The 15,934-nt window shown below is 61.7% G+C and carries 15 protein-coding genes; 6 read left to right on the forward strand and 9 right to left on the reverse strand.

All coding sequences use genetic code 11. From position 1 onward, the window contains the following. The first annotated feature begins 45 nt into the window (after window positions 1-45). Complete coding sequence (locus AO268_RS25305; protein WP_099170195.1) at window positions 46-1,239, forward strand: multidrug effflux MFS transporter; 1,194 nt, start codon at window positions 46-48, stop codon at window positions 1,237-1,239. 8 nt (window positions 1,240-1,247) lie between these two features. Here AO268_RS25305 and AO268_RS25310 read toward each other — a convergent pair whose 3' ends face one another. Both AO268_RS25310 and AO268_RS25315 read right to left on the reverse strand, forming a co-directional pair. After that, a complete protein-coding gene (locus AO268_RS25310; RefSeq protein WP_076961457.1) occupies window positions 1,248-1,427 on the reverse strand; it encodes a hypothetical protein in 180 nt (59 codons plus the stop codon). Between the two features lie 149 nt (window positions 1,428-1,576). After that, a complete protein-coding gene (locus AO268_RS25315) occupies window positions 1,577-2,590 on the reverse strand; it encodes a zinc-binding alcohol dehydrogenase family protein (RefSeq protein WP_099170196.1) in 1,014 nt (337 codons plus the stop codon). A gap of 122 nt (window positions 2,591-2,712) precedes the next feature. On the opposite strand from AO268_RS25315, the gene AO268_RS25320 reads away from it, so the two are divergent. Then, window positions 2,713-3,642, forward strand: coding sequence for a LysR family transcriptional regulator (locus AO268_RS25320; protein WP_099170197.1), 930 nt, complete (start codon window positions 2,713-2,715; stop codon window positions 3,640-3,642). Window positions 3,643-3,776: 134 nt separating this feature from the next. Further along, entirely contained in the window at window positions 3,777-4,475 is a 699-nt protein-coding gene (locus AO268_RS25325) for an ArsR/SmtB family transcription factor (protein WP_076961454.1), read from the forward strand. A gap of 30 nt (window positions 4,476-4,505) precedes the next feature. Here AO268_RS25325 and AO268_RS25330 read toward each other — a convergent pair whose 3' ends face one another. Next, entirely contained in the window at window positions 4,506-5,459 is a 954-nt protein-coding gene (locus tag AO268_RS25330; RefSeq protein WP_076961453.1) for an adenosine deaminase, read from the reverse strand. Between the two features lie 193 nt (window positions 5,460-5,652). On the opposite strand from AO268_RS25330, the gene AO268_RS25335 reads away from it, so the two are divergent. Beyond that, the gene (locus AO268_RS25335; RefSeq protein ID WP_099170198.1) at window positions 5,653-6,741 is read left to right on the forward strand and encodes a calcium:proton antiporter; all 1,089 of its coding nucleotides are present in this window, start codon (window positions 5,653-5,655) and stop codon (window positions 6,739-6,741) included. Here the strand turns inward: AO268_RS25335 and AO268_RS25340 are convergent, their stop codons facing one another. The 6 genes from AO268_RS25340 to AO268_RS25365 form a co-directional block, all read right to left on the reverse strand. Beyond that, window positions 6,742-8,097, reverse strand: coding sequence for an 8-oxoguanine deaminase (locus AO268_RS25340; protein WP_099170199.1), 1,356 nt, complete (start codon window positions 8,095-8,097; stop codon window positions 6,742-6,744). It abuts the gene before it with no gap. A 143-nt stretch (window positions 8,098-8,240) separates the two neighbouring features. Further along, window positions 8,241-8,927, reverse strand: coding sequence for an SDR family oxidoreductase (locus tag AO268_RS25345; protein WP_076961450.1), 687 nt, complete (start codon window positions 8,925-8,927; stop codon window positions 8,241-8,243). Window positions 8,928-8,973: 46 nt separating this feature from the next. Next, the gene (locus tag AO268_RS25350) at window positions 8,974-9,555 is read right to left on the reverse strand and encodes an IMPACT family protein (RefSeq protein WP_076961449.1); all 582 of its coding nucleotides are present in this window, start codon (window positions 9,553-9,555) and stop codon (window positions 8,974-8,976) included. A 13-nt stretch (window positions 9,556-9,568) separates the two neighbouring features. Next, window positions 9,569-10,228, reverse strand: a complete 660-nt coding sequence (locus AO268_RS25355; protein WP_076961448.1) for a TetR/AcrR family transcriptional regulator — start codon at window positions 10,226-10,228, stop codon at window positions 9,569-9,571. A gap of 87 nt (window positions 10,229-10,315) precedes the next feature. Continuing rightward, window positions 10,316-11,710, reverse strand: coding sequence for a uracil-xanthine permease family protein (locus AO268_RS25360; RefSeq protein WP_099170200.1), 1,395 nt, complete (start codon window positions 11,708-11,710; stop codon window positions 10,316-10,318). Between the two features lie 86 nt (window positions 11,711-11,796). Further along, window positions 11,797-12,717 (reverse strand): LysR family transcriptional regulator, encoded by a 921-nt coding sequence (locus AO268_RS25365; RefSeq protein ID WP_099170201.1) that lies wholly within the window; start codon window positions 12,715-12,717, stop codon window positions 11,797-11,799. Window positions 12,718-12,841: 124 nt separating this feature from the next. Between AO268_RS25365 and AO268_RS25370 the strand changes: the two genes are divergently transcribed. Further along, complete coding sequence (locus tag AO268_RS25370) at window positions 12,842-14,191, forward strand: aspartate aminotransferase family protein (RefSeq protein ID WP_076961445.1); 1,350 nt, start codon at window positions 12,842-12,844, stop codon at window positions 14,189-14,191. Window positions 14,192-14,265: 74 nt separating this feature from the next. Next, a complete protein-coding gene (locus AO268_RS25375) occupies window positions 14,266-15,759 on the forward strand; it encodes a CoA-acylating methylmalonate-semialdehyde dehydrogenase (RefSeq protein ID WP_076961444.1) in 1,494 nt (497 codons plus the stop codon). Window positions 15,760-15,934 lie beyond the last annotated feature (175 nt).

Raw genomic sequence — 15,934 nt, forward strand, 5'->3', positions numbered from 1 at the left:
CAAGCGCGGCTAGACTGTCGGGCTGCCGACTCTTCCGGATGCCTGATGAACCTTCGCATAATCCTTATTCTGGGGGCCTTGAGCGCATTTGCGCCGCTGGCCATCGACTTTTACCTACCGGGCTTCCCAGCCATGGCCGTGGCGTTCGGGACCGACGAAAAACATATCCAGTTGACCCTGGCGGTGTATTTCTCGGGCCTGGCGATCGGCCAATTGATCTATGGGCCGTTGGCGGATCGTTTTGGTCGGCGCGTCCCGCTGTTGAGCGGTGTCACCTTGTTCACTGTCGCCTCCCTGGCCTGCGCCTATGCGCCGTCCCTGGAGTGGTTGATCGGTGCGCGCTTCGTCCAGGCCCTGGGCGGGTGTGCGGGTATGGTGATTTCCCGGGCCGTGGTCAGCGACAAGTGCGACGCGGTGGGCTCGGCCAAGGTCTTTTCGCAGCTGATGCTGGTGGTCGGGCTGGCGCCGATCCTGGCGCCGCTGCTGGGTGGGGTGATGGTCAGCCTGTGGGGCTGGCAGTCGATTTTCCTTGCGCTGACGGTCTTCAGCATCGGCGCCGGTGTGGCGGTGGCGGTCGGCTTGCCGGAGAGTCTCCCGGCCCATCAGCCGCGCCAGCCATTGTCTGGGGCGTTGCGCCAGTACGGGCGCCTGCTGGCCGACCGGGTGTACCTGGGGTATGCCGTGACCGGTGGCGTCGCCATTGGCGGGATGTTTGCCTACATTGCCGGTTCACCTTTCGTGTTTATCAAGCTCTACGGCGTGCCGGCCGAGCATTATGGCTGGCTGTTCGGCACCAATGCCGCAGGTTTTATCCTGGTGGCTCAGCTCAATGCGCGGCTGCTGTCCAAGCGCGGCCCGGCGTTTCTGTTGACCCGTGCGGTGTGGGTCTACCTCGCGGCGGCGCTGGCGTTGCTGGCGGTCAGTATCTTGCAGACCGAAGCCTTGTGGCCGCTGCTGGTGCCGCTGTTTATCTGTATGGCCAGCCTGGGCTGCATCATGCCCAATACCTCGGCCTGTGCCATGAATGGGCAGGGGGCGCGGGCCGGCAGCGCTTCGGCGTTGCTGGGGTGCATCCAGTTCAGCGTGGCGGCGGGGGCGGCATCGTTGGTCGGCGTGCTGCACGACGGCACGGCCATGCCGATGGCGATTGTCATCAGCGTGTGCGGGGTGTTGGCGGTCGCCGTGGCGATGTTGACCCAGCGCCTGCAACGCCAGCGAGCCTTGCAAGCGCAGGTCTGACGGCGTTTTCAGCCAGTAGCGCGCTGCTGGCCTTGGGGAAAGCGATGGGGTGCCTGGATGCGGTTTTGCAGGGTGTCGGCAAAGGCCCGGGCCTCGGCTTCACTGCGGAAGGTAATAGCGTCCTGGTCCAGGCGGACCTGCCATTGGGTGCCTTTGGATTTTGCTAACGCTTTTATCAGGATCTTCATTGCTGACTTCCTCACGTAAAAGATTGCGTGGCAAAGGCGGCCAATATAAACCCGAATACGCTTACAAATATGACAAGGATCAAGTGTCTGACTAGCGGTGCCGTCCGTTACCTACAGCAATAGCGGACGACACTGACAGAGCCCGCCTCTTAGAAGCCTTCCAGCACAATCTTGCCCTTGGCCGTGCCGCTTTCCAGCAAGGCATGGGCCCGGCGCAGGTTCGCCGCATTGATCACGCCGAAGTGTTCGCCCACCGTGGTTTTCAGGGTGCCGGCGTCGATCAGCTCGGCCACCCGATTGAGCAGGTTGTGCTGCTCGATCATGTCGGCTGTCTCGAACATCGAGCGGGTGTACATAAATTCCCAGTGCAGCGACAGGCTCTTGCGCTTGAGTTTGAGCACGTCCAGCGACTTGGGGTCATCGATTAATGCCAGTTTGCCCTGGGGCGCGAGGGCTTCGACCAACTGGTCCAGGTGCTGGTCGGTCTGGGTCAGGCTGGCGACGTGGGTCACCTGTGGGTGGCCTACGCGCTTGAGTTCTTCGCTCAGGGGCTGGCGGTGGTCGACCACCAGGTCGGCCCCCAGGTCCTTGGCCCAGGCCTGGGTTTGCGGGCGCGAGGCGCTGCCGATCACCTTGAGCGCGGTGAGTTGCGCCGCCAGTTGGGTGAGGATCGAGCCTACGCCACCGGCCGCGCCGACAATCAGCAGGCTTTGCCCTTGATCGGTCTTGCCTTGCGGCACTTGCAGGCGCTCGAACAGCAGTTCCCAGGCGGTGATGGCGGTCAGCGGCAGGGCGGCGGCTTCGGCAAAGCCCAGGCTCTTGGGCATATGGCCGACGATGCGCTCATCTACCGTATGCAGTTCGCTGTTGCCGCCCGGGCGTACCAGGGAGCCGGCGTAGAACACTTTGTCGCCGGCCTTGAACAGTGTGACGTCGCTGCCGACAGCCTTGACCACCCCGGCCACATCCCAGCCCAGTACCTTGGCTGCGCCGTTTTCCGGGGTGACGTTCTGGCGGATCTTGGTGTCCACCGGGTTGACCGAGATGGCTTTGACTTCCACCAGCAGGTCGCGCGGGCCGGCGATCGGCTCGGGCAATTGGATATCTTGCAGGGACTTGGGGTCGTTGATCGGCAAGGCGGCGTAGTAGGCGATGGCTTTCATGGCAGGTTCCAGGCAGTGCGGAATGGGATGAGCCGATCATTGGCTATTTCTCTTGCAGATAAAAGCCGCTAAAAGAGCAGTCTCTTTCAATATATTTTTGATAATGAGCCGGGACGGTGGTCATGCTGCGTTTTGATGATTTGCAGTTGTTCGTGCGTGCGGCGGACTTGGGGAGTTTGTCGGCCGCGGCACGGGTCATGGATATGTCGGCGGCGGTGGCCAGTGCGGCGTTGAAACGCATCGAAAAACAACTGGGCGCGCGATTGCTGGCGCGTTCCACCCGTAGCCTGCGCCTGACCGCCGAGGGCGAAGGTTTCTTGCAATACGCCCGTGGCGCCTTGAGCCAACTGGATGAAGGCCGGCGCCTGCTGGCCAGTGGGCAGGACCATGTCAGCGGTGTCCTGCAGCTGTCGGCGCCTTCGGACTTCGGACGCAACCTGTTGTTGCCGTGGCTGGACGAGTTTCAGCGCGAGCACCCGCAATTGAGCGTGCGCCTGCTGTTGGGCGACCGGATCGCCGATCTGTTCCGCCAGCCGGTGGATATCGCCTTGCGCTACGGCGAACCCGAAGATTCGAGCCTGGTGGCCTTGCCGGTTGCGCCGGACAATCGCCGGGTGCTGTGCGCGGCGCCCAGCTACCTGGCCCGGCATGGCGAGCCGCGCCATCTGGAGGAACTGGCCCAGCACAACTGCCTGCTGTATATGCTCGGCAGCCGGGTGCACGATCACTGGACTTTTGAGGATGGCAAACGGGAAATCAGCCTGACGGTCAGCGGCGACCGTTTCAGTGACGATGCCGATGTGGTGCGGCGCTGGGCCGTGGCCGGGGTGGGCATTGCCTATAAGTCCTGGCTGGATGTCAGCGCCGAAGTACTGGCCGGCCGCCTGCAGTTGCTCTTGCCGGAGCTGCGTGGCGAGCGCACACCGCTCAATCTGCTGTGCGCCCATCGCGCGCAATTGAGTAAGCCGATCAACCTCCTGCGTGAAATGCTCGTGGCACGTTGTGGGAAGTTGGGCGCGCAGTTGCCTGAACGGCGGGGGACTACGCAATAACCTCAGGGAATTCAGGAAATTTCAGGCAAGTGCTGTCGCTGATTTGGCTGTAAGACGCCACGGAATCTGCTGCTTACACACTTATACTTTTGCGCGCAATGGAGCAGATCAACGATTTAACAGGGAGTGAGTACATGGAACAGGCACCTTGCATCAGCCAGATCGCCACCTTGCTGGCCGACCCTAAGCGCACCGCGATGATCTGGGCGTTGATGGACGGCTCGGCCAAGCCGTCCGAGGAACTGGCCATGCTGGCTGGGTTGTCAGCGCCATCGGCCAATGCGCATTTGGCGCGGTTGGCAGCGGGTGGATTACTGCGCATTGAAGCCCGCGGGCGCAAACGCTTCTTTCGCATGGCAGCGGCCGATGTGGGCGCGGCAGTCGATGCATTGGCCAGTACCACAATGGCCAGTGTGGCGCGCAGTGCACCCTGCCGCCCGGTAGCGGCGTTGCTGGCGCCGGCGACGTTGCGTCAGGCGCGACTCTGCCATGACCATCTGGGTGGGGAAATGGCGGCGGCCCTCTATCAACGCATGGTGCTGGCGAAGTGGATCGATCACTACGAACAGCGGGTCTATGTGACGCCCCTGGGCGCACGCCATTTGGCCGGGCATGGCATTTTTACCCAGGCCCTGGCCCACCAGAGTTACTCGACGATGGCTTGCGATTGTTTTGACTGGAGCGAGCAGCAGCCGCACCTGGGGGGGGCGTTGGGGGCGGGATTGTTGCAGTTGTTCATGCAATCGCGCTGGTTGAAACCGATCAGCGAATCGAGCGCACTGCAGGTCACCGAGGCCGGGCGCCTGGAAATTGCCCGGATGGCGGCTGTGTAGGAGCCGGCTTGCCGGCTCCTACAGGGATGGTCAGGGCTTGACCAGGCGTGCATCCAGGCTGTTTTGCGCCAGGCGGCGGGCCTGGTCCTGGGTCATGCCCAGGGCGGTGTGCAGCGCGTGGAAGTTCTCGGTGACATAACCACCGAAATACGCCGGGTCATCCGAGTTCACCGTGACCTTCACCCCACGCTCAAGCATGTCGAGGATATTGTGCTGGGCCATGTCATCGAAGACGCACAGCTTGGTATTGGACAGCGGGCACACGGTCAGGGGGATCTGCTCGTCGATGATCCGCTGCATCAGGCGCTCGTCTTCGATGGCGCGCACACCATGGTCGATGCGCTGGATCTTCAGCAGGTCGAGGGCCTCCCAGATGTATTCGGGCGGGCCTTCTTCGCCGGCATGGGCGACGGTCAGGAAACCTTCGCCACGGGCGCGATCGAATACGCGCTGGAACTTGCTCGGTGGGTGGCCCATTTCCGAGCTGTCCAGGCCCACGGCGACAAACGCATCACGGAACGGTAGCGCCTGGTCGAGGGTTTTTTCGGCTTCTTCTTCGCTCAGGTGGCGTAGGAAGCTGAGGATCAGGCCGCTGGTGATACCCAACTGCTGCTCGCCATCTTTGAGTGCGCTGGCGATGCCATTGAGCACCACTTCAAACGGGATACCACGGTCGGTGTGGGTCTGCGGGTCGAAGAAGGGTTCGGTATGGATCACGTTCTGCGCCTGGCAACGCAGCAGGTAGGCCCAGGTCAGGTCGTAGAAATCCTGGGACGTGCGCAGTACATCGGCGCCCTTGTAGTAGAGGTCGAGAAACTCCTGCAGGTTATTGAAGGCGTAGGCCTTGCGCAGGGTTTCGACGTCGTTCCACGGCAGCGCGATTTTGTTGCGTTCGGCCAGGGCGAACAGCAGCTCGGGCTCCAGCGAACCCTCCAGGTGCAGGTGCAGTTCGGCCTTGGGCAGGGCATTGAGCCAGTCGTACATGGGTGTGTTCTCATCAGGTGCAATGACGGCATTCTACAGGCCAGGGCGCAAATAATCGGTAAAACCTGACCGAGCGGAAAGCATTGTTCGTGCCTGCGGCATTGGGTGAATAAACTAAGATGTAACGAAACGTTAGCAAGATGCCGCAGTCTGTACCCCATCCATGATGGCTTCGCCGCTCGAAAGGCCTGCAATGCTCACATCCCTCAAGCAAGAAACCTTCCTGTGGCTGGCACTGATCGCAGCCATCGCCGCCTACCCGCTGGAGCACTGGCTGCTGCACAGTGGGCAGGCCACGGCACTTATCGGTGGCCTGGTGCTGATCGGCTTTATCGTCATGGCGTCGATGCGCGTGGCCCACCACGCCGAACTGCTCGCCGAAAAGGTCGGCGACCCCTACGGCACCATGATCCTGACCCTGGCGGCGGTGCTGGTGGAAGTGGTGATCCTGGCGATCATGATGAGCAACGAGGCCTCGCCGACCCTGGTGCGTGACACGATCTACTCGGCGGTGATGCTGGATATCAACGGCATCCTCGGCCTGGCCGCGCTGATGGGCGGGATCAAGCATGGGGAACAGTCCTACAATGATGATTCGGCGCGGACCTACAGCGTGATGATCCTCACCGCCATGGGCGTGTCCATGGTGGTGCCGGAATTTATCCCCGAGGCCGACTGGAAAATCTACTCGGCCTTCACCATCGGCGCGATGGTGGTGTTGTATGCCTTGTTCCTGCGCATGCAGGTGGGGCCACACAGTTACTTTTTCAGCTACAGCTACCCGGAAAAACGCCGCAAGCCGTTGCCGGCCGAACAAGCTTCGCCGGTCAGCCTGACATTCTCCATCGTCACCCTGGTATTTGGCGTGGTGGTGATTGGCGCATTGGCCGAAGTGATGTCCAAGACCCTGGACCTGGGCCTGGAAGGCACGGGCGCGCCGCCGGTGATCACGGCGATCCTGGTGGCGGCGATTTCCGCCGCCCCCGAGATTCTGACCGCCTTGCGCGCGGCGCTGGCCAACCGTATGCAGTCGGTGGTCAACATCGCGCTGGGGGCTTCGTTGTCGACGGTGATCCTGACGGTGCCGGTGATGGAAGCCATGGCGCTGTACACCGGCCAGCCGTTTCAGATGGCGATGACCCCGGTACAAACGGTGATGGTGTTTATCACGCTGATTGTCAGCGCGATCAACCTCAACGATGGCGAAACCAACGCCATCGAAGGGATGACCCATTTTGTACTGTTTGCGACCTTTATCATGCTGTCGCTGTTGGGCGTGTAGCTAGCCGGCGATCAACTGCCGCGCCGCCTGGCTGTGGTCGGCGATCAGGCCCTTGAGGTCCATGCCCTCGATTTGCCCGTCGATCACCCGCCACTTGCCGCCGACCATCACCCGGTCCGCGCGGTCGGCGCCGCACAACAGCAGCGCCGAAATCGGATCGTGGCTGCCGGAGAAGCGCAGCTCATCGAGCTTGAACAACGCCAGGTCAGCTTGTTTGCCCACGGCCAACTCGCCGATGTCGCTACGGCCGAGCAGTTGCGCAGAGCCTTTGGTCGCCCAGCCCAGCACGCCTTCAGGGGTGATTTTTTCCGCCCCGTAGCGCAGGCGCTGGATGTACAGGGCCTGGCGGGCTTCCAGGATCATATTGGAGGCATCGTTGGAGGCCGAACCGTCCACGCCCAGGCCAATCGGCGCGCCGGCGGCGATCAGGTCCAGGGTCGGGCAGATGCCGGAGGCCAGGCGCATGTTGGAGCTTGGGCAATGGCAGATACCGGTGCCGGCCGCGCCCAGACGGGCGATCTCATCGGGGTTGAAGTGGATGCCGTGGGCCAGCCAGGTGCGGGGGCCGAGCCAGCCGACGCTGTCGAGGTAGTCCACGGTACGCAGGCCGAAGCGTTGCAGGCAGAAGTCTTCTTCATCGAGGGTTTCGGCCAGGTGGGTGTGCAGGCGCACATCGAGCTGGTTGGCCAGTTCGGCGCTGGCGCTCATGATTTGGGGGGTGACCGAAAACGGCGAGCAGGGCGCCAGGGCAATCTGGATTTGCGCGCCGTCGCCGCGCTCGTGGTAGCGCTTGATCAGGCGCTGGCTGTCTTCAAGGATCACTTCGCCCTGTTGCACCGTTTGTTGCGGTGGCAGGCCGCCGTCGGCTTCGCCCAGGCTCATCGAACCGCGGGTGAGCATGGCGCGCATGCCCAGCTCGCGCACGCTGTCGACTTGCACGTCGATCGCCTGTTCCAGGCCATCGGGAAACAGGTAGTGGTGGTCGGCTGCGGTGGTGCAGCCCGAGAGCAGCAGCTCGGCAAGCGCGACTTTGCTGGCCAGGGCCAGTTTTTCCGGGGTCAGGCGCGCCCACACCGGGTACAGGGTTTTCAGCCAGGGGAACAACGGCTGGTTGACCACCGGCGCCCAGGCGCGGGTCAGGGTTTGGTAGAAGTGATGGTGGGTGTTGATCAGGCCGGGCAGGATCACATGTTCGCGGGCGTCGAAGGTGTGTTCGCAGGCCAAGCTCGGTTGTTGGCCGAGGGCGAGCACTTCGACGATCACGCCGTCTTGCAGCACCAGGCCGCCACGGGCATCGAGGGCATTGGCGGTGAAAATCGCGAGAGGGTTTTTTAACCAGATACGGGTCGCAGGCATTGGCCGGCTCCTCTGAATGATGGGTTCAGGTTTGCCAGCTCAGTGTTGCCCTGTCTGCTGATCCAGGGTCGCCGGTAAGAGCGAGGAGGGAAGTCTACGTGGAGTGGGCGGTGGGGTCTATCCACCGCTTATCTGCCACCGGCTTACCAGGGAATGGTCTGGCCCTTGTAGTTGACGAAGTGATGGCCGCCCTTGCCGGTGTAGGCGTTCACTTGCGCGATCAGGCCGCGCACGCTGGTCTCCACATCCAGGTCGGCCCCTTCGCCGCCCATATCGGTCTTGACCCAGCCCGGATGCAGCGACAACACCGTCAGTTTCTGCTCGCCCAGTTGCGTCACGAAGCTGTTGGTCATGGAGTTCAGCGCGGCCTTGCTGGCCTTGTACAGCGCAAGTTCTGGCGCATCGGGCATGGTCACGCTGCCCAGCACCGAGCTCATGAACGCCAGCACGCCACTGCCCTGGCGGATCTGCGGGGCAAAGCGCTGGGCCAGGTTGATCGGCGCTACGGCATTGGTGAAAAACAGCTGGCCGACTTCGGCCAGGGTGGCATGGCCCGGGGCCTGGTTGGCTGGGCCCTTGACGCCGGCGTTGACGAACAGCAGGTCGAAGGTCTGGGTTTTCAGGCGCTGGTTCAAGGCGATGACGGCCTGTTGGTCGTCCATATCCAGTTGCTCGATCTGGACCGGGCCCAGGGCTTGGAGGGCGTCGGCTTTTTGCGGGTTGCGCACGGTGGCGGTGACTTGCCAGCCGTCAGCCAGCAACTGCTTGACCAGACCAAGGCCCAGCCCGCGTGAGGCGCCGATGATCAATGCGGTTTTTGGCGTAGACATAAGGGCTTCCTTTGGCGTCGAGGTTCAGTGAACAACCTTATCAGGTTCAGCGTTGTAGCAGGATTCGTCCGCGGCTCAGGTCGGCTAACTGCGTTTGCAGGGTGTCGATATGGGCCTTGCCGAGTGCCAGTTGCAACTCCACGCCATTGGCGGTGAAGGTTTCTTCCAGCACCAGGCCGCCCAGTTCGGCGACACGCAGCTTGACCAGGGGCAGCTCGGCGAAGCCACAGGCGCAGCTCAAGGGCACACGGCTGATCAGTTCGACCCGCTCGGCATTTTGCAGGCATTTATTCGCGCCACCGCCATACGCCCGGGCCAGGCCACCGGTGCCCAGTTGGATACCGCCATACCAGCGGACCACCAGCACCACGACCTGATCGAAGCCCTGGGCCTCGATGGCGGCCAGGATCGGCCGCCCGGCCGTGCCACCGGGTTCGCCGTCGTCGTTGCTGCGGTATTGCCCGCCGAGTTTCCAGGCCCAGCAGTTGTGCGTGGCGTTGAGGTCGCTGTGCTGCTCGATAAACCCCTGGGCGTCTTGCGGGCTGGTAATCGGCGCGGCGTAGGTGATGAAGCGGCTTTTGCGGATTTCTTCGCGAAATTCGCAAAAGCCCGTAAGGGTGAAAGGCATCGGGTCGCTTCGTTCAGAGGGCCGGCTTGATGCCACAGCCTTTGAGAATAATGTGGATAAGGTTGTTGCCGGCGTCTTCCATGTCCTGTTTGGTCAGCTTGGTGCGACCGGTCACGCGGCAGATCTGGGTGGCAAAGTCAGCGTAATGCTGGGTGCTGCCCCACAGCAGGAAGATCAAGTGTACCGGATCGACGGGGTCCATCTTGCCGCTATCGATCCAGGCCTGGAATACCGCGGCCCGGCCGCTGAACCAGGTGCGGTAGTCCTGGCTGAAATATTCGCTAAGGCATTCGCCGCCGCTGATGATCTCCATGGCAAAGATCCGCGAGGCCTGCGGCTGGCGTCGCGAGTATTCCATCTTGGTGCGGATATAGCGGGTCAGTGCCTCGGCGGGATCATCCTCGGCGGTCAGGGTGTTGAAGGTGCTGTCCCACAGTTCGAGGATATTGCTCAGTACCGCGATATACAGCCCCAGCTTATTGGTGAAGTAATAATGCAGGTTGGCCTTCGGCAGCCCGGCGCTCGCGGCGATGGTGTTCATGCTGGTGCCTTTGTAGCCATGCCGGGCGAATTCGTCTTCAGCGGCCTGGATGATCGCTTGTTCGTTCTTTTGTCGAATGCGGCTGGCGGGTTTTCCAGCGTGGCTGTTGTGGGCAGGAACTTCGAGGCTCATGGAGGTTTCCGTGCAGATCGATGAATGCGATTGCTGCACAGATAACCCACCCTCAAGCCCCAGACAAGTCCCGATACGATAAAAGCGTCAAAGCGGTTCCAGCGTGTCGCTTTCCAGGGCTGGATTTGCGGCAGGCGTTACTGCCTTGGATTCCGGCAGGATTAGGCACAACACAATCGCCGTCAGGCCTCCGCTGGTGATAGCCGAATCGAACAGGTTTTGCACCAGGGTTGGCATCAGGTGCAACAGGTTCGGTTGCGCGGCGATGCCCAGGCCAACCCCAAACGAGGTGGCGATGATCAGCATGCTGCGTCGGTCCAGCGGGGCCTGCGCCAGGATGCGCACGCCGGCGGCGGCGACACTGCCGAACATCACCAGGGTCGCGCCGCCAAGCACTGGCTTGGGGATCTGCTGCAATACCGCGCCAAGCAGTGGAAACAACCCGAGGCCAAACAGCACCACGCCGATGTACAGGCCCACATGGCGGCTGGCGACGCCGGTCAACTGGATCACGCCGTTGTTCTGGGCAAAGGTGGTGTTGGGGAAGGCACTGAAGGTGGCGGCGATCATGCAACTGACGCCATCCCCGAGCACGCCGCCCTTGAGCCGGCTTATATAAGAAGGGCCGTTGATGGGCTGGCGGGCGATCATGCAGTTGGCGGTGAGGTCGCCCACGGTTTCGATGCTGCTGATCAGATAAATCAGCGCCACCGGCAGGAAAGCGCTCCAGTCGAAGTTGAAGCCAAAATGGAACGGCGTCGGTAGGCTGATCAAGGGCAGGTCGGGCAAGGGCTGGGGCACCAGCTTGCCGCTGAACCAGGCGGCGACGCTGCCCAGCAGCAGGCCGATGATGATCGCGCTCAGGCGTACCCACGGCGTGTTCGAGCGGTTGAGCAGGATAATCGTCAGCACCACGAACAGGCCCAGGGCCAGGTTGGTCGGTGCGCCAAAGTCCGGCGCATTGAAGCCACCGCCCAGGTCGGTGATGCCCATCTTGATCAGGCTGATGCCAATCAGGGTAATCACAATCCCGGTTACCAGCGGCGTGATGACCCGGCGCAACTGGCCGATAAAACGGCTCAACACGATCTGCACCAGCGCGCCGAAAAAGCACACGCCAAAGATCATCGCCAGGATATCTTCCGGGCTGCCGCCGCGCTGCTTGACCAGGAAACCCGCCGACAACACCGCGCCGAGAAAGGCAAAGCTGGTGCCTTGCAGGCAGATCATCCCTGCGCCAATTCCAAATGGCCTACGGGCCTGGATGAAGGTGCCGACACCGGAAACCATCAACGCCATGCTGATCAGGTAGGGCAGGTGGGCGGCCAGGCCAAGGGTCGAGCCAATGATCAACGGTGGGGTAATGATGCCGACGAAGCTGGCGAGCACATGTTGCAGGGCCGCGAGCAACGCGGGCAATGGTTTGGGGCGGTCGTTGAGGCCGTAGATCAGGTCGCTGGCACTGGAGGATTCTGGTGGCATGGCATGGGGACTCAGGGCTGACGGTTCATGGTCCCTGTGCCTTGCAAAAAGCTGTCCAGTTGCTCAGGTTTTTTGTGGGCCCCGTATCAACGGGTCGCGGCCAGGCTTTCGAGAAAGCTTTCCAGCACCAAATGGGGGCGACGGCCCTTGCGGGTGACCGAAGCCAGGCTTAAATCGTAAAAGCGTGTAGGCGGTTTCAGCGCGCGCAGTCGGCCTTGTTGCACCCACAGGCTGGCGTAGTGGTCGGGCAGGTAGCCGATATAGCGCCCGGTGAGGATCAGGAAGGCCATGCCTTCGCGGTCGGAAGCGCTGGCGGTGCAGTTGAGCGCTTGATAGTGGGCTTGGATATCGGCGGGCAGGCGGAAAGTCGGTGCGATGGCGTCCTGGCTATTGATGCGTTGGTCGTCCAGTTGCCTGTCGTCGGCGTAGAACAACGGATGGCCCACCGCGCAGTAGAGCAGCGAGCGTTCGCTGTACAGGGGTTGGTATTCCAGGCCCGACAGCGCGCTGGCCTGGGGCACCACGCCGACATGCAGGCGCCCGTCGAGCACGCCTTGCTCCACTTCGTTGGGGGCGATCATGCGGATCTGGATCTGCACGTCGGGGCCACGTTCTTTCAACTGCGCCAGGGCATGGGTGATGCGCATATGGGGCAGGGTCACCAGGTTATCGGTCAGACCGATGATCAGTTCACCACGCAGGTGTTGGTGCAGGCCGTTGACCTCGGTGCGGAAGCTTTCCAGGGCACTTAATAGTTGCAGTGCCGATTGGTAGACCTCGCGGCCTTCCTCCGTCAGGGAGAAGCCGGCGCGCCCGCGTTGGCACAGGCGCAGGCCCAGGCGTTGTTCGAGGTCGCTCATCTGCTGGCTGATGGCGGAGCGGCCGATGCCTAGCACGGTTTCCGCCGCCGAGAAGCCTCCGCACTCCACCACACTGCGGAAGATGCGCAACAGGCGGATATCGAAGTCGCTGACTTGGGCCAGTGGGTCGGGTCGGCGGCTGCTCATAGTTTAGTAAAGACCTGACTGAAGGTTAGAAGAGTTGGATTTCCCAGACTTTATCCCCGTGGCAATTTAGCTGCAACAACGCTTTCAATCCCGACGCTGCCTTTTGCCTTGCGAGGTTTTGCTGATGAACATGCCCGAAAACGCCCCATCCACCCTGGCCAGCCAATTGAAGCTGGATGCCCACTGGATGCCTTACACCGCCAACCGTAACTTCCAGCGCGACCCGCGCCTGATCGTGGGGGCCGAAGGCAGTTGGTTGATCGATGACAAGGGGCGCCGGGTCTATGACTCATTGTCAGGCCTGTGGACCTGCGGCGCAGGGCACACGCGCAAGGAAATCCAGGAAGCGGTCGCCAAGCAGTTGGGCACCCTGGACTACTCGCCGGGCTTCCAATACGGTCATCCGCTGTCCTTCCAGTTGGCAGAAAAGATTACCGACCTGACTCCAGGCAATCTGAATCATGTGTTCTTCACCGACTCCGGCTCCGAGTGCGCCGATACGGCGGTGAAGATGGTGCGTGCGTACTGGCGCTTAAAGGGCCAGGCGACCAAGACCAAGATGATCGGCCGCGCCCGTGGTTATCACGGGGTGAACATCGCCGGGACCAGCCTGGGCGGCGTCAACGGCAACCGTAAGATTTTTGGCCAGGCGATGATGGATGTCGACCACCTGCCCCATACCCTGCTGGCGAGCAATGCCTTCTCCCGCGGTATTCCTGAGCAGGGCGGTATTGCCCTGGCGGACGAGTTGCTCAAGCTGATCGAGTTGCATGATGCGTCGAACATCGCGGCGGTGTTTGTCGAGCCGCTGGCAGGTTCCGCTGGCGTACTCGTGCCGCCCCAGGGTTACCTCAAGCGCCTGCGTGAAATTTGTGACCAGCACAATATCCTGCTGGTGTTCGACGAAGTGATCACCGGCTTTGGCCGGACCGGTTCGATGTTCGGTGCGGACAGCTTCGGCGTGACCCCAGACCTGATGTGCATTGCCAAGCAAGTCACCAACGGCGCGATCCCGATGGGTGCGGTGATTGCCAGCAGCGAGATCTATCAGACGTTCATGAACCAGGCGACGCCCGAGTACGCGGTGGAATTCCCACACGGCTACACCTACTCGGCACACCCTGTGGCCTGTGCGGCGGGGCTGGCGGCATTGGATCTGTTGCAGAAGGAAAACCTGGTGCAGAGCGTGGCCGAAGTCGCGCCGCACTTTGAGAGTGCGCTGCATGGCCTCAAGGGCAGCAAGAACGTGATCGACATCCGTAACTACGGCCTGGCCGGTGCGATCCAGATCGCGCCGCGTGATGGAGATGCCATTGTGCGTCCATTCGAGGCGGGCATGGCGCTGTGGAAGGCTGGGTTCTATGTACGCTTTGGCGGCGACACCCTGCAGTTCGGCCCAACCTTCAACAGCAAGCCGCAGGACCTGGATCGCTTGTTCGATGCAGTCGGCGAAGTGCTGAACAAGATCGACTGATTTCTCCTTCTATATAGAACAACAGCCTGGCGCGACGCGTGTCGCGCCTGTGGACAACTTTTCAGGAGCCTTGCATGAGCCTTATCCAGCATTTGATCAATGGCGAAATGGTCAACGACAGCGGGCGTAGTGCCGACGTTTACAACCCGTCCACCGGCCAGGTGATTCACCAGGTGCCATTGGCCAGCCGCGAAACCATCCAACGGGCCATCGACTCGGCCAAGGCGGCATTCCCGGCCTGGCGCAATACGCCACCGGCCAAGCGTGCCCAGGTGATGTTTCGTTTCAAGCAATTGCTGGAGCAGAACGAAGCCCGCATCTCGCAATTGATCAGCGAGGAGCATGGCAAGACGCTGGAAGATGCTGCCGGTGAGCTCAAGCGCGGGATCGAGAACGTCGAGTACGCGTGTTCGGCCCCGGAAATCCTCAAGGGCGAGTACAGCCGTAACGTTGGCCCGAACATCGATGCCTGGTCCGACTTCCAGCCGCTGGGCGTGGTGGCGGGCATCACCCCGTTCAACTTCCCGGCCATGGTGCCGCTGTGGATGTATCCACTGGCCATCGTCTGCGGTAACTGTTTCATCCTTAAGCCATCGGAACGCGATCCAAGCTCGACCCTGCTGATTGCCCAACTGCTGCAGGACGCGGGTTTGCCCAAAGGTGTGTTGAGCGTGGTGCATGGTGACAAGGGCGCGGTGGATGCGCTGATCGAGGCGCCTGAGGTCAAGGCCTTGAGTTTTGTGGGATCGACGCCGATTGCTGAGTACATCTATTCCGAAGCCACCAAGCGCGGCAAGCGTGTACAGGCGCTGGGCGGGGCCAAGAACCATGCGGTGCTGATGCCGGATGCGGACCTGGATAACGCCGTCAGTGCTTTGATGGGCGCAGCCTACGGGTCCTGCGGCGAGCGTTGCATGGCGATCTCGGTGGCGGTCTGTGTGGGCGACCAGGTGGCGGATGCATTGATCGCCAAGCTGGTGCCGCAGATCAAGGCGCTGAAGATTGGCGCGGGGACTTCTTGTGGCCTGGACATGGGGCCGCTGGTTTCTGCGCAGGCGCGGGACAAGGTCAGTGGCTATATAGAAGACGGTGTGTCTTCGGGTGCTGAGTTGGTGGTCGATGGCCGTGGCCTGAGCGTGAGTGGGCATGAGGACGGTTTCTTCCTCGGGGGCTGCCTGTTTGATCGTGTGACGCCGCAGATGCGTATCTATAAAGAAGAAATCTTTGGCCCAGTGCTGTGCATCGTCCGGGTGAACAGTCTGGAAGCGGCGATGCAACTGATCAATGATCACGAATATGGTAACGGCACCTGCATTTTTACCCGTGACGGCGAAGCGGCACGCCTGTTCTGTGACGAGATTGAAGTGGGCATGGTGGGCGTTAACGTGCCATTGCCGGTGCCGGTGGCTTATCACAGCTTTGGCGGCTGGAAGCGCTCGCTGTTTGGCGACTTGCATGCCTATGGGCCGGATGGGGTGCGTTTCTATACTCGTCGCAAGGCGATCACCCAGCGCTGGCCGCAGCGTGCCAGCCATGAAGCCTCGCAGTTCGCGTTCCCTAGTTTGTAAGGTTGCATGAATAGAAAGCCGGCCCCTGGGGGCCGGCTTTCGCGTTTTCGGGGCTTTTTTGACCGATATGAAAGATTTGTGAAAATAGGGGTTGACGGCAGATCCTGGAAGTCTATAATTCGCCCCACTTCCGGCGCAGTCGAAACGGAAAACTCCTTGGTAAACAAAGAGTTAC

This window comes from Pseudomonas sp. ICMP 8385 (assembly GCF_002699915.1).
GTDB lineage: Bacteria > Pseudomonadota > Gammaproteobacteria > Pseudomonadales > Pseudomonadaceae > Aquipseudomonas > Aquipseudomonas gessardii.

What these genes read in the sequence shown, in the direction of transcription:
- AO268_RS25305 (WP_099170195.1), top strand. Translation starts at nt 46, where the DNA reads ATGAACCTTCGCATAATCCTTATTCTGGGGGCCTTGAGCGCATTTGCG.
- AO268_RS25340 (WP_099170199.1), bottom strand. Translation starts at nt 8,097, where the DNA reads ATGCCTGCGACCCGTATCTGGTTAAAAAACCCTCTCGCGATTTTCACC.
- AO268_RS25310 (WP_076961457.1), bottom strand. Translation starts at nt 1,427, where the DNA reads ATGAAGATCCTGATAAAAGCGTTAGCAAAATCCAAAGGCACCCAATGG.
- AO268_RS25375 (WP_076961444.1), top strand. Translation starts at nt 14,266, where the DNA reads ATGAGCCTTATCCAGCATTTGATCAATGGCGAAATGGTCAACGACAGC.
- AO268_RS25370 (WP_076961445.1), top strand. Translation starts at nt 12,842, where the DNA reads ATGAACATGCCCGAAAACGCCCCATCCACCCTGGCCAGCCAATTGAAG.
- AO268_RS25330 (WP_076961453.1), bottom strand. Translation starts at nt 5,459, where the DNA reads ATGTACGACTGGCTCAATGCCCTGCCCAAGGCCGAACTGCACCTGCAC.
- AO268_RS25350 (WP_076961449.1), bottom strand. Translation starts at nt 9,555, where the DNA reads ATGCCTTTCACCCTTACGGGCTTTTGCGAATTTCGCGAAGAAATCCGC.
- AO268_RS25345 (WP_076961450.1), bottom strand. Translation starts at nt 8,927, where the DNA reads ATGTCTACGCCAAAAACCGCATTGATCATCGGCGCCTCACGCGGGCTG.
- AO268_RS25360 (WP_099170200.1), bottom strand. Translation starts at nt 11,710, where the DNA reads ATGCCACCAGAATCCTCCAGTGCCAGCGACCTGATCTACGGCCTCAAC.
- AO268_RS25335 (WP_099170198.1), top strand. Translation starts at nt 5,653, where the DNA reads ATGCTCACATCCCTCAAGCAAGAAACCTTCCTGTGGCTGGCACTGATC.
- AO268_RS25315 (WP_099170196.1), bottom strand. Translation starts at nt 2,590, where the DNA reads ATGAAAGCCATCGCCTACTACGCCGCCTTGCCGATCAACGACCCCAAG.
- AO268_RS25325 (WP_076961454.1), top strand. Translation starts at nt 3,777, where the DNA reads ATGGAACAGGCACCTTGCATCAGCCAGATCGCCACCTTGCTGGCCGAC.
- AO268_RS25355 (WP_076961448.1), bottom strand. Translation starts at nt 10,228, where the DNA reads ATGAGCCTCGAAGTTCCTGCCCACAACAGCCACGCTGGAAAACCCGCC.
- AO268_RS25320 (WP_099170197.1), top strand. Translation starts at nt 2,713, where the DNA reads ATGCTGCGTTTTGATGATTTGCAGTTGTTCGTGCGTGCGGCGGACTTG.
- AO268_RS25365 (WP_099170201.1), bottom strand. Translation starts at nt 12,717, where the DNA reads ATGAGCAGCCGCCGACCCGACCCACTGGCCCAAGTCAGCGACTTCGAT.